This is a genomic window from Hyphomonas sp. CACIAM 19H1 (assembly GCF_003325995.1).
GTDB lineage: Bacteria > Pseudomonadota > Alphaproteobacteria > Caulobacterales > Hyphomonadaceae > Hyphomonas > Hyphomonas polymorpha.
In genome coordinates, this window is the sequence record NZ_CP016437.1 from 2,746,710 (window position 1) to 2,759,182 (window position 12,473).

Sequence of the window (12,473 nt, forward strand, 5' to 3'; positions counted from 1 at the left end):
ATCCGGACTATTACTTCGATTGTCAAACCGGCGACAAATGAATCGCCGTCCTGAAACGATTGGATGACCGGCCGTAGCGAAACACGGCGATGAGCCCATACACCACCGTGAGCGCCAGAAGGTTCGCAAGCTCCGGCCATATGTCCCCGATAGATGCCCCCATCTGGTTGAGACCGATCATGGCATTAATGCCGGGTGTCGTCGGCAGCATCTTGCCTAGCCAAACGAGCGGTGCGGGCGTCGCTTCGATGGGCCATGACAACCCTGACAGGAAATAAATCGGCAGCGAGGTCAGTATCCATATCTGCAACGGTCGTTCCCGACTCCGGAAAAAACTCGAAAGCGCCAGCGCGCCTGCGACCGTCGCGGATACGAACAGCGCCCCGGCAACCGACAGGGCAAAGATATCCGCTCCCGCTCTCGGATAGTCCTGAAACCAGAAAACGAAGCCGGTAAAATACGCCACCTGAGCCGCGCCGAGGACAAAGAAGGCAAGCGCTATGCCGAGAAGGCCCGGCGGGCTCACATGGACCCAGCCTTCTTTCTCACGCAGGGTTGCCGCGAGCATGGCGAGCCCCATGAGCAGCGTCTGGTGTACGATCACGAACACGACGCCCGGAACCACCGAACTGCCATATCCCTCTCGCGTATTGAACAGGGGCCGGGAAATCACCGTCAGCGGCTGCGCCGCAGGGGCGCCGAGCATGCGCGCCTGATCGGTTGCGGCTTCCACGCCGACCGCGCCGAGCGCGGCGGCGACACCGCCGAGGGCCGTGCTGCTGCGCAGAAGGTAGGCGCCGTTTCCATAAAGGGCGACGCTGCCCTGCCCGCCGCGATGTACCTCATCCGCAAAGCCGGCAGGGATCAGCACGATCGCATCAATGCTTCCATCCTGCATCAGCGCCCTCGCTTCAGGCATGGAGCGGAGATGGGCGACGACCTCCGCCTGCTGAACGGCGCCGGCCTTGAGGGCGAGTGACCGGCTGGCGGCGGAATTGTCGAGATCGACAACCGCGACAGGCATGCGCGTCGCAACTTCGCCCGAGTAGGCAGACGGATAGAAGAAGGAATAGAGCAGAGTCGACACGACGAGGAGCAGCAGGGCCGGCCGGTCGGACCGGATCGCCCTGAAGGTCGCAATGAAGTAGCGGAGGATCATCGGCGTCCCCACACGGAGGGCTCGGCGGCCGCGCCGACATAGCGGGGCAGTCCGATTGCGACGCCCGGAATGAGGAAAAGCGCCATGCATCCGAGATGCGCCAGCGAAACCGCAAACGGGCTGTCCATGCTCCATTGTTCGGCAACCACCCTTGCGAACCATGTGTACGGAAGGATCGCGCTCCAGAAGCGGGCGAAGTCCGATGCCGCCTCGATCGGGAAAATGGCGCCCGCGAAGGCAAACGAGGCGCCTGCATAGAGCCCGGTGACCGAGAGCGATTGCATCATCGAGCGGGAGATGCCCACGATCAGCAGTGCCATGCCGGCATAGGCGAGGTACATGAGGAAATAGGCCGCCAGGATCGTCAGCACACTGCCATATACCGGCCAGCCGCGCAGGCCGGAAAGATAGGCGGTCGCCGCAAGGCCCCACACCATGAAGACCAGCACATAAGGCGCGACCTTCCCCGCAATCGCCAGCGCCACCGCACCGGAGCCGGAGAGCCACACCCCGATCGTGCCGTCACGCAACTCCCGCCCCAGCGCACTCGTCACCGCAACCATAAAGGCAAGATGCAGGAGCGCGGGATGCAGCAGGGAAATGAGCTGCAGTTCATAACTGCCCTGCGGGTTGAAGAGGATCGTGCTCTGCACGGAAACCGGGGCCGGACGCACGCTCCCCGCGGCCGCAAGCGCGGCCGTATGCTCTGCCGCAAGCCGAGCGGAGTGGTTCTGAATGACAGTATTGATGTCCCGCACTGCCGCACCGGACGCCGTCGAATAACTCGCATTGTAGAGCACTGTCACAGGCGCCGTGCCGCCCCTCTGGACGGCCCTGCCCGTCCCGTCAGGTATCAGGACGATGGCATAAGCCTTCTTTGAGCGGATGAATTGTTCTGCTGCTGCGATGTCCGGATTGCGGGCCGCAATCGTCAGCCCCGGCGCCGCTTCCAGGCCGGCAGTCAGTTCGCGCGAAACCTGCGTCCGGTCCTGATCGACGACGACAATCGGCAGGTCCCGCATGACGCCCGATGAAAGCTGCAGCGCGAGCACGCCCATCAGCGCGAGCGGGATCCATGTGACCATCGCCCGATCCCAGAAGCTGGACGCCAGGAAGGCGACTTCCCTTGTGAAGGCGCTGAAGAAGGCGCTCATCGTCCCGCCTCACTGCGGCCAGTCGAACAGGACCGTCATACCCGGCCTGAGGCCCTCGACGGCCTCCACTGGCGAAAGGCGCACCTCGAAGCTCTTGATGTCGAACCCGCTCGACTGCCGGGTTGCGCGCCATGTGGCGAAATCGCCCGCCGGCGCGATGAAGGTCACGCGAAACGAAGCCGCACGATTGCCGAGCGCGGGAACCCTGCCTCTGAACACGGCGCCCTGTTTCAGCCCGTGGAACTGGTCCTCGCGCACATAGACCGTCACCCATGGATCAGCGATCTCTGTGATCATGAAGACGGGAAAGCCCTGCGGAACGATTTCCCCGATCTGGGCGAGGCGCCGCCCCACTTCGCCATCGACCGGCGCGACCACGCGGGTTTCGGCCGCCGCCGCCTCGACTTCCGCGACGGCGCCGAGCGCCTGCTCCACCTGCCCGCTTGCGGCCAGACGGTCCTCTTCCCGCGCGCCGGCAAGCGCCTGGTCGTACTGCGCCCGCGCGGCCCGCTCGGCTTCCTTAGTGGCGACGGCATTGGCCTCGGCCTCGTCCCGATTCTGCCCGGCAATGACGCCTTCTTCATGAAGCCGCTGCATCCGCTCATAGGTCACCTGGGCAAGATCCGCCGCCGCTTTCGCCCGGCGCCACTGGGCCTCGGCGGCGCGGATATCCTCCGGCCGCGCCCCTTCCCTCGCCTTGCTCTCGACAGCCTGCGCGGCGGCGAGCGCGCCGCCCGCCTGCTGCGACCGCGCGGCCACCTCCGGACTGTCCACTGTATAGAGAATCTGGCCGACGGTGACATAGGCGCCCTCCTCCACATGGAAGGCCTCGATCCGGCCGGTCACCTTGCTCGCCGCGCGCACTTCGCGGGCATCGACCATGCCCTGCAACTGGTCCGGCACGGGCTTGTAGCTGAGCCAGAGGCCGGCGATCAGCAGTGCGGCAATGCCAGCCGCAATGCCGATGGGGACAAGCCGTTTCTTCAGCGTATGCTCACCGGGGGATGCCGGTGGCGAGGCCGGCACATCGCTCTCAGATTCATCCGTAACCGGACTATTTTCAGTTTCGCTGGCGTCACTCATGGCACGATCCTGTCAGCACGGTTCACATAATCCGCCATACGGTCCATCTGGCCGCTCACGGAAAGAAGGTCTGCAAGCGCGGTCACATAGTCATATGCCGCCTGCGCCTGCTGGATGCGTGCCCGGCCGATACCAAGCTGTGCATCGACCACATCGAGCGAAGTCGCCTGCTGCTCCCGATAGGCAATGCTCTGAAGACGGAGGTTTTCCTGCGCGGAGACAATAGCGCTTTCGAGCAGGAGGAAACTCCTGCGCGCGGCGTCCACCTCGAACCAGGCTTTCGTCACGCCGATGCCGATCTGCGTTTCGGTCTCGCGGGCGCCGGCAAGCGCCTGAGCGGCGGTCTGGCGCGCTGCGTCGATCGATGCGCCGCGATCGACACCCGAAAGGAATTTGTAGCGAAATCCCACGCCGAGCGTCCAGTCCGGGTCCGTCAGCAATGCGTCGCGCGGGGCGAAATTGTACTGGGCGAAGCCATAGACCTGCGGCTTGCGCTTCGCCTCCTCTATCCGGATGCCCGCTGCGGCCTCATCCCTGACGGCGCCCAGCCGCCGCAATTGCGGGTGCTGTCTGAGAGACACTGCCGTGAATTCCTCAAGAGGTTCCAGCGGCTTGGAGATGATAAACAGCGGGCTGACGGGGCGTACGCCGGAAGGAGACCGCAACAGGCCGGCCAGAGACGCATTCGCGGTCGCCAGCGCCGCGATGGCGTTCTGGTATTCCCGGGCCGCCTCGTCGCGCGCCACTTCCGCCTGCAGAAGCTGGGCACGGCTGGCGAAGCCTTCCTGTTCCAGCCGCGCGACATCTGACACATGGCGTTCCAGCCCGGCCAGCACATCGCGCCGGACTCCAAGCGCGCGTTCGGCGAGCTGCTGGCCATAGTATGCCTGAACCAGTTGAGAAAGGCCGGTGTCCGTAGCCAGATCCCGCTCCGCCTTCGCCGCGTTCAGCTGGGCGCGCGCGCCGGCACGCGTCGCGTCGATCTGCCCGCCCGTATAGAGGGGAAGTGTCGCCGTCGCGATCGGCCGCGTGACCGTCATCTCCTGCTTGAATCTGAGCGGGTCCGCAATGCCGAATTGCCCGGCGACCGGCGCGAGCGAACCGAGCGGAAGATAAAGCGTTTTCTGGTATTCCAGAAGCTGTACCTCAAGATCGACATCCGGCCGGCGCAGATGCCGCACCGATTGTTCCTGAGCCTCCCTGCTGCGGACATTTGCGCCCGCCGCCTCGATCGCATCCGAACGGTCGAGGAAGCGCTGCTGTGCTGCGAAATAGTCAAGCGATACCGGTTCCGCCTCCTGCGCCGCGGCCAGGCCCCAGGTGCCAAGAGAGGCGGCAAGAGAGAGGGCAGCGGCGAAACCGGCACGGCGCAGACCGGCCATCCTGCGGCCGCCTTCATTCCGGACATATCTGAAATCTCTCATACGTCACCCATTTTCATCGCGATATCAGTGATACGCCGGGCCATGGTCTGTGGGCGGACGGCCCCCTGCTCTGTTCTCAGCCAGCGCACGACGAGCCACATGATGCCGCCCGCCAGCACCCGTTTCCGGTCGCGCTCCGAAGCGGTCTGCCGCACACTGTGGTGAAATGCCGGCAGCATCATGCGATCGGCGACGATCTCCATGAGGGCGTCGAAGAAATCGGCACTGCCGGCGCCGTCGATCACCCGGCGGTAGAATGTCCGGTCCCGCCAGAGATGTTCGAGCACGGAGGCAGCCCGCGCCTCAAGCGCCTCGCGAGTATCCGTGGCCGTGGCCGTGGCGGGAAGTGCCACACGCGGATAGGCATCCGCCAGGCGGCTGAGCGCGGCGGCCCGTGTGGCTGCGGGGACATTCTCGAAATGCTGATAGAAAGTCGGCCGCGTGACACCCGCCGAATTGGCAATCTGCGTGATCGACACGTCCTCAACGGGCTTTTCCCGCACGAGGTCCGCCACGGCCCCGATCAGGGCTGCACGGCTCCTGCTGAATCTGGGATCGGCGGATCTTGCGGACATGGTCGCGGTTCCTGATAGCGGCTTGCTGCCCATATATGCATCTATTTTACATTTGTCAAATTGTTGACTGTCCGCATCGATCAGTTAAGATGAGCAAGACAATCCGCCGCCTGTTGTCAGAGGAGGGTCACTACCTTCTCAGCCGTTGGTGGGTGGTGTCAGACTAACTCGAACCAGTCTCCGAAATTCGCACGCGAGCGGGTGTCAAGCAACAAGGAGATCCCGCCATTCGCGCAGCGCGGCATCACGGCGGGCCTTGAAGTTTGTCCGGGAGTAGAGATGCCTTTCGAGATTGAAGTGGTTGTGTACGGAGGAATGGGTGCTGTCAGACGAATGCGAACCCGTCTCCGAAATTCGCGCACGAGCAGGTGTCAGGCAACAAGAAGTTCACGCCATTCGCGAAGGGCGGCATCTCGTAACGATTTGAACCTGGCTCTCCCTTCGATATTTCTCTGATGATTGAAATGGTTGTGCACAGACGAATGCGCTGAAGCGAACTTCTGCAAACTTCGTATACGCCGAAAGCGCGACATCACCCGCTCTCGTCGGCGGAAAGGCTGATGAGAATTCTCAGCGCGATTATTGAGATGACGACCCGTCTCGCGGCGATGTACGTTCCCGATCTCCTTCATTGCCGCGCCATAGGAGCGAAGTTTGTCAGTGACGATAACCTCAGGTTTGCCATACCGCTTCATCGCTTTTTTGAGGAATTTCAAGGCTGCAGCCTTGTCCCGCTTCTTCGTGACATAGGCCTCGAGCACTTCGCCCTCATGATCGACTGCGCGCCAGAGGTAGTGCGTCTCGCCTCGAATTTTCACGAACACCTCATCCAGATGCCAGCGCCATTGCGGGACCTGACGCATCGCTTCAGATCTCCGTTTGCGGATCTTGTTGGCGAAGTATGGTCCAAATCGATCGACCCAGAGGCGGACACTTTCGTGGCAGACATCGATGCCACGTTCATGGAGGAGGTCTTCGACATTACGCAGTGACAGCGGAAACCGGATATACAGCAGCACACCAAGCTGGATGATCTCGGGGGACGTTTTGAAGTACCGGAAGGGGTTCTGGGTCATTTTCAAAGGCTAACCGCCCTGCTCGGCCGCCTCAAGGGCCAGTTGCGCTGACATCACCCGCCTAAGGTTTGCTAAAGAAAACGCGTCAGCCACGATACTTCCCAAACAGATCGACCAGCTCAGAAAACTTCTGCCTCTGGCTCTCGACATCTCCATCCCGGATGGCCTCTTCCACGCAGTGCGCGGCGTGGTTCTTCAGGAGTTCGTCTTCAACCTTTCCGAGCGCCGCCTTGATCGCCTGGAGCTGCGTCAGGATGTCGATACAGTAGCGGCCGTCTTCGACCATGCCGGAGACACCGCGCACCTGCCCCTCGATTCTCTTCAGCCGGGTTACAACGGATTTAGACGGGGAATGATGCATTTGACATATACCTCTATGGGGTATAGATAGCCTCTTAGTTTCAATTGGTCAACGCTCCATGATGGGTTCGCTTCGCAACGCAATCATTGTCCTTACGCTGCTCGTGCTGGGCGGCGGGCATGCGGTGTGTGCTTGTGCAGCGGTGGCAGGCGCGCTGGCGGGACCAGACATTGCCGTTTCCGCACCTTCAGCCCACAACCACCACACTGCTGCAAATGATCTGTCGAAGGACCAGCACTGCAATAAGGGGTCTGAAGTTCCGGTCCGCGATTGCACCCATTGTGTGACCGTTGCGCTGCCCGGCGACGCGTCGCTGAAGGCGGTTAGTGGATTTCCCGCAGACGTCGCGTTTCTTCCGCCGATTCCGGAACTGAAATCAGACAGCCTGTTCAGGCTCGCCGATCTTAAGATAGAACCAGATATAGGGCCGCCCCGACCTCGATCGTCTCCCGTCACACTGAAAGTCCGCCTGCAGAATTGATCCTGCGATGACACTGTGCGTGCCTCGCGGCCGCCCAGCCTGTTTCATCCGTTCAGCGTGAGCGCCCCGCGCCCGCTCAACAATCATTCAATTCAAGGACTCTTCCAAATGAAGCTCTCCCACTCAATTCTCGCCGCTGCCGCTGTGCTTGCAGCTTCGCAAGCCTTTGCGCTTGAAGGCGACACTTCAGGTGCCGCGATGCAGCACTCAGACCATTGCGGCTTGCCGATGGGCGAAGGCACGGTGACTGCCCTCGACGTCAAAGCTTCCAAAGCCACGATCGATCACACGCCTATCGCCGCCCTCGACTGGGATGCCATGACGATGGACTTCAAGGCCGCCAAAGGTGTTGACTTGTCTGCTTTCGCAGCTGGCGAGCGCGTCCATTTCCTTCTGACTGAGGACACAAAATCAAAGTCTTACAGGATTGAAGCGATGTGCTCGCTCGACGCGCCGAAAGGCCTGCATGACGCCTGCATGGGTAAGATGCATGAGACGGCCATGGCGCTCGCGGCAGCCAGCGGCAAATCCTGCGACATGGGCGGCATGAATCATGGCGCAATGCCGGGAATGGATCACACCGGCATGAAAGGCATGGACCACGGCAAGATGGACCACAGTCAGCACTAACCGGGTAGCCTGCCGCGCGTGGCACCTCCATTTCCCGCGGCAGGCGATTCTGACATTAGGAATCGCATCATGTTCACACGACGCAATCTACTCCGCACGGCCGCAGCCGGCGGCATCTTTACCGCTTCAAGCGCGGTGTTTCCGGCCTGGGCGCGCAGCGGCAATGCCGGCAACAGGGGAATATTCGAAGTCTCCGGTAATGCCTTTGACCTCAACATCGGCCACGGCGCTGTCGAGATCGGTGGCCGCTCCGGCCATGCCATCACGATCAACGGAACACTGCCCGGACCACTCATCCGGTTCCGCGAAGGCGAAAAGGTGACTCTCAAGGTCAACAATACGCTCGATGAGGATACATCGATCCACTGGCACGGACTGTTGGTGCCTTTTCACATGGACGGGGTTCCCGGGGTCTCCTTCCCCGGCATCAAGCCGAAGTCGACGTTCACCTATGAGTTCGCGGTCCCGCAGAGCGGTACCTACTGGTACCATTCGCACTCGGGTTTGCAGGAGCAAATGGGCCATTATGGTCCTCTGATCATTGACCCCGCAGGCAAGGATCCCGTCAGTTATGACCGGGAGTATGTGCTCGTCCTGTCAGACTGGACGTTCGAACATCCGCACAAGGTATTTGCGCGCCTCAAGAAGGATGCGGCGGTCTACAACTTCCAGCAGCGAACCGTTGGCGATTTCCTCAAGGACGCCAGGGAGAATGGCTTCGGAAAGACATTTGCTGACCGGGCCTCCTGGGGCGCCATGCGCATGTCTCCGACCGATATCTCGGATGTAACCGCATCCGTCTACACTTACCTCATCAATGGTCATGCGACCTCAGACAACTGGACCGCGATATTCAATTCCGGCGAGCGTGTGCGGCTACGGATCATCAACGCGTCAGCCATGACAATCTTCAACTTCCGGATTCCGGGACTACCGATGACAGTAGTTGCCGCTGACGGGCTCAATGTCCAACCGGTGGAGACCGACGAGTTCCAGATCGGTGTCGCAGAAACCTACGATGTGATTGTCGCGCCGACCCGCGCCCGCGCCTTCGCGCTGGTGGCAGAGTCCATTGACCGGTCCGGCCAGGTCGTTGCTACCCTGGCGCCGGAAGCAGGGCTGGTTGCTACAGCGCCGCTTCTGCGCGAGCGCCCAACCCTGACGCACCGGGACATGGGAATGGACCATTCCGCGATGGGCGGAATGGATCACTCGGGCATGCCCGGGATGGACCATTCCTCAATGGGTCACGAGCCCATGCCGGGCATGGATCACACTGCCATGAGCGGAATGGCCAGCATGGCATCGGGCTCGCCGGCAAAGGTTCTGAAAACCGGGGTCGGAATCGACAACGTCGCCATGGCGCCGGTCTTTCGGCTCAATGAACCGGGCCTCGGTCTCGAGAACGTTCCGCACCGCGCGCTGACCTACACGCAGCTTCGAAGTCTTGAGCCAAATCCAGACCCCAGGTCACCTGAACGGGAGCTGGAAATACGCCTGACAGGTAATATGGAACGGTACATGTGGTCATTCGACGGCGTAAAGCTCAGTGCTGTCGAAGGCCCGATCATCTTCCACGAAGGTGAGCGGCTGCGTGTCACGCTCGTCAATGACACCATGATGACCCACCCAATCCACCTGCACGGGATGTTCTTCGATCTCGTAGTTGATGAAAGTGCGTTCAAGCCGCGCAAGCATACGGTGATCGTCAAACCTGCCGAGAAGCTCTCGTTCGACGTCACGGCAGACCATGTGGGCGACTGGGCCTTCCACTGTCACCTCCTGTTCCACATGCATGCCGGCATGATGCAGGTGGTCTCGGTCGTTCCGCGAAGTGAAGCCGCGATGGCTGATGACGCACACAAAGGACACAAGCCTTCCATTGCTCCGTCAGCGGAAGACAAGGCAAAGACCGAAACCGGAATGCCCGGTATGCAGCACGAAGGACATCGCTGATGAACAGCAGACATTTTTACTCAGCCTTCGTATTGCTGTCCTTGGTAACCGCAGTTCCCGCCATCGCGCAGGACGCGCCCGTACCCGGATCGCAGGCTGCAGCCTATTGGGACAAGGATGAGCTCAAGGCGTCGCGGGACGCGCTGAAAAAAGAACATGGTGGAGGGACACATTACATGATCCTCGCCAACCGGTTCGAATACCAGTCGGGCGAAGATTCATCGGCCGCTTTCCTTGAGGGCCAGGGCTGGTGGGGCACGGACGAGAACCGGCTCTGGATAAAGTCTGAGATAGACTACGATCTCGATGCAGGCAGCTTCGAAGAAGCCGAAGTCCAGGCGCTCTGGTCACGCCCCGTCGCGAGGTACTTCGACCTTCAGGCAGGACTTCGTCATGACTTCGAACCGGGCCCATCCCGCAGCTACGCAGTGGCTGGCATTCAGGGCCTTGCCCCCTACTGGTTCGAAGTCGGCGGCGCTATATTCCTCAGCGAGGACGGCGATCTCTCCGCCCGTGTAGAAGCGGAGTATGAGTTCCTGCTGACACAGCGCCTCGTCCTGCAACCCCGCACAGAGCTGAACTTCGCGATGCAGGACGTGCCGGAACTTGAAACAGGCGCCGGACTTTCGACGGCAGAGCTTGGCCTGCGCCTGCGGTATGAGTTTGACCGTCAGTTTGCTCCGTATGTCGGTGTCAACTGGAAAGCCTCGACAGGCGACACCGCAGACTTCGCCCGCGCCCGCGGCGAGGACGCCGAAACCCTCTCCTTCGTCACCGGGATCAGGCTCTGGTTCTGAACCGTATCCAACTTCAGCTCACCGTCCGCGAAAGGACACAAAATGCCCCGTTCAAAAGTGATTACAGCCACACTTCTGGCCCTCGTCCTCTCCGCCGCGCCTGCGCTCGCGCATGTCAGTGTCAGGACGACCAACATTGCAGACGCCGCCGTCATAGACGCGTTACCGGACGACTTCACGTTCAGCTTCAGCCAGCCAGTCGGTCTGATCGCGTTCTCGGTGAAAACCGGAGCAGGAGAGGCCGTCGAGATTGGCTTCACACCTCCAAAGGCACCGGCTGCCACATTCACAGTTCCGCTACCTGACCTGGCGCCGGGTCTCTACACTGTGGAGTGGCGCACGATGTCAAAAGATGGTCATCCGATGACCGGCAAATCGACCTTCGAACTGAAGTAGGGGGCCGCCGCCATGCCCCTGCTGGACGCCGCCAATATCGTAACCAAGGTATTGCTCTACGCCGTCAGCCTCGGAGCGATTGGGGCGGCGCTCCACGGGGCGCTCTGCCTGATGACGAACCGCCGTGCATATTTCCGGCTCGCAGGTCTGGTGGCCGTTGCAGCAATTCTGCGGCTCATCATTCTGAACGCTCAGATGGGCGGAAGTCTTGGCGCGGCTTTCTCGACTGAACAGTTTGATTGGACCTGGGCCGCTGGCGGGCGCCCTGCCCTCGCGCTGCTCGTCGGCGCGGGCTTTCTCATTGCTGTGGGCCTTATACGTCACCGGGTCCTTCTGGTGCCCGCCGCCATCAGCATCAGCGCAAGCTTTGCCCTTACAGGACATTCAGCGGGGCTGGCGGCGCCGGGCTTCGCGCCATGGGTCGTGGCGGGCCATCTTCTGATCGCAGGCTTCTGGTTTGCCGCGCCAGCGACTCTTTGGCCCCGGTCCGGGATGAAGGACGCGGATGTTCTGGCCCGTACCGAGGCCTTCAGCCGGGTCGCTCGCGTTATCGTGCCCTTGGCGTTCCTCTCCGGCGTCTATCTGTTCTGGCGTATCAATGGCGGGTTCTCTGGTATGCTCAGCTCCGGATACGGACAATTGCTCGCCTCCAAGCTTCTGGCGGCAACGCTGCTTCTCGGGCTCGGGGCGGTCAATCTGATGTTCGTCACGCGCCAGCTGGCAGCACAACCTGTCCGCGGGCGAGCCGCTTTGCGCGCGACACTGCGATCCGAGGCTGTTCTGTTCGCCGCGATCGTCATCATTATTGCCGCAGCCACAACCGTTTCTGGTCCAACTACCTGAGGAGCCTAAAATGAAACCTGTCCTGATCAGCCTCGCATTGGCCGCCCTGGTCGCATTTTCAAGGCCAGCGCTCGCCGATGAAGCGCCTAGCCCGTCAGCAGCGAAGTCACCCATCGAGACTGTTGTTGCCTTCGGCGCAGCCCTGGAAGCAGGTGACGAAGCGGCGCTTGTTGGCCTGCTGGCCGCTGATGTGCAGATTGCTGAGAGCGGCGGCATCGAACGGTCGCTTGAAGAATACCGCTCACACCACATGGCTGCTGACATCACGTTTTCCAAAGCTGTCGAGACAACCGTCCTCGACCGGCAGGTCTTTGAGGGCGGCGGCCTCGTGACCATTCTGACTGAGTACGTGTCGAAAGGAACGTTTCGGGATAAGCCGGTCAACAGCCGCCTGATGGAGACGATGGTCCTGCAGGACACCGGCGACGTGTGGAAGATTGTTCACATTCACTGGTCCTCGGCCAGCCTTGCCACGGATCATGACCATTGAAATGCAGGGGCAGAACCAAAGGCCGTTTTGGGCGGACTTTGGTCGCTT

Annotated in this window: 14 protein-coding genes; 7 read left to right on the forward strand and 7 right to left on the reverse strand. The window is 61.4% G+C overall.

Annotation, left to right across the window (positions count from 1 at the left end; translation table 11 throughout):
* Positions 1-22 precede the first annotated feature (22 nt).
* From BBF93_RS12660 to BBF93_RS12695, 7 genes are all read right to left on the reverse strand, one after another.
* Positions 23-1,159, reverse strand: coding sequence for an ABC transporter permease (locus tag BBF93_RS12660; RefSeq protein ID WP_114106160.1), 1,137 nt, complete (start codon positions 1,157-1,159; stop codon positions 23-25).
* On the reverse strand, positions 1,156-2,313 hold the full coding sequence (locus BBF93_RS12665; RefSeq protein WP_114106161.1) for an ABC transporter permease: 1,158 nt from the start codon (positions 2,311-2,313) through the stop codon (positions 1,156-1,158). The genes BBF93_RS12660 and BBF93_RS12665 overlap by 4 nt, the downstream gene beginning before the upstream one ends.
* Positions 2,314-2,322: 9 nt before the next feature.
* Positions 2,323-3,396 carry an HlyD family secretion protein gene (locus BBF93_RS12670; protein ID WP_114106162.1) on the reverse strand — a complete coding sequence of 358 codons (1,074 nt, stop codon included), beginning with the start codon at positions 3,394-3,396 and terminating at the stop codon, positions 2,323-2,325.
* The gene (locus BBF93_RS12675; RefSeq protein WP_114107082.1) at positions 3,393-4,778 is read right to left on the reverse strand and encodes a TolC family protein; all 1,386 of its coding nucleotides are present in this window, start codon (positions 4,776-4,778) and stop codon (positions 3,393-3,395) included. Before BBF93_RS12675 ends, BBF93_RS12670 begins: the two co-directional genes overlap by 4 nt.
* 38 nt (positions 4,779-4,816) lie before the next feature.
* Positions 4,817-5,395 carry a TetR/AcrR family transcriptional regulator gene (locus BBF93_RS12680; protein ID WP_162786553.1) on the reverse strand — a complete coding sequence of 193 codons (579 nt, stop codon included), beginning with the start codon at positions 5,393-5,395 and terminating at the stop codon, positions 4,817-4,819.
* A 371-nt stretch (positions 5,396-5,766) separates the two neighbouring features.
* Positions 5,767-6,471 carry an IS6 family transposase gene (locus BBF93_RS12690; RefSeq protein WP_114106164.1) on the reverse strand — a complete coding sequence of 235 codons (705 nt, stop codon included), beginning with the start codon at positions 6,469-6,471 and terminating at the stop codon, positions 5,767-5,769.
* An 85-nt stretch (positions 6,472-6,556) separates the two neighbouring features.
* On the reverse strand, positions 6,557-6,832 hold the full coding sequence (locus BBF93_RS12695) for a metal-sensitive transcriptional regulator (protein ID WP_114106165.1): 276 nt from the start codon (positions 6,830-6,832) through the stop codon (positions 6,557-6,559).
* A 58-nt stretch (positions 6,833-6,890) separates the two neighbouring features.
* Here BBF93_RS12695 and BBF93_RS19550 point away from each other — a divergent pair, with 58 nt between their 5' ends.
* From BBF93_RS19550 to BBF93_RS12730, 7 genes are all read left to right on the forward strand, one after another.
* Positions 6,891-7,313: a hypothetical protein gene (locus BBF93_RS19550; protein ID WP_162786554.1), complete on the forward strand. Its 423-nt coding sequence runs from the start codon at positions 6,891-6,893 to the stop codon at positions 7,311-7,313.
* A gap of 108 nt (positions 7,314-7,421) precedes the next feature.
* On the forward strand, positions 7,422-7,943 hold the full coding sequence (locus tag BBF93_RS12705; RefSeq protein ID WP_114106167.1) for a copper-binding protein: 522 nt from the start codon (positions 7,422-7,424) through the stop codon (positions 7,941-7,943).
* A 69-nt stretch (positions 7,944-8,012) separates the two neighbouring features.
* Entirely contained in the window at positions 8,013-9,899 is a 1,887-nt protein-coding gene (locus BBF93_RS12710; RefSeq protein ID WP_114106168.1) for a copper resistance system multicopper oxidase, read from the forward strand.
* Positions 9,899-10,696, forward strand: coding sequence for a copper resistance protein B (locus BBF93_RS12715; protein WP_114106169.1), 798 nt, complete (start codon positions 9,899-9,901; stop codon positions 10,694-10,696). The genes BBF93_RS12710 and BBF93_RS12715 overlap by 1 nt, the downstream gene beginning before the upstream one ends.
* Positions 10,697-10,738: 42 nt before the next feature.
* Positions 10,739-11,092: a copper resistance CopC family protein gene (locus BBF93_RS12720; protein ID WP_114106170.1), complete on the forward strand. Its 354-nt coding sequence runs from the start codon at positions 10,739-10,741 to the stop codon at positions 11,090-11,092.
* A 12-nt stretch (positions 11,093-11,104) separates the two neighbouring features.
* Positions 11,105-11,935: a CopD family protein gene (locus BBF93_RS12725; RefSeq protein WP_114106171.1), complete on the forward strand. Its 831-nt coding sequence runs from the start codon at positions 11,105-11,107 to the stop codon at positions 11,933-11,935.
* A 10-nt stretch (positions 11,936-11,945) separates the two neighbouring features.
* Positions 11,946-12,425 (forward strand): nuclear transport factor 2 family protein, encoded by a 480-nt coding sequence (locus tag BBF93_RS12730; RefSeq protein ID WP_114106172.1) that lies wholly within the window; start codon positions 11,946-11,948, stop codon positions 12,423-12,425.
* Positions 12,426-12,473 lie beyond the last annotated feature (48 nt).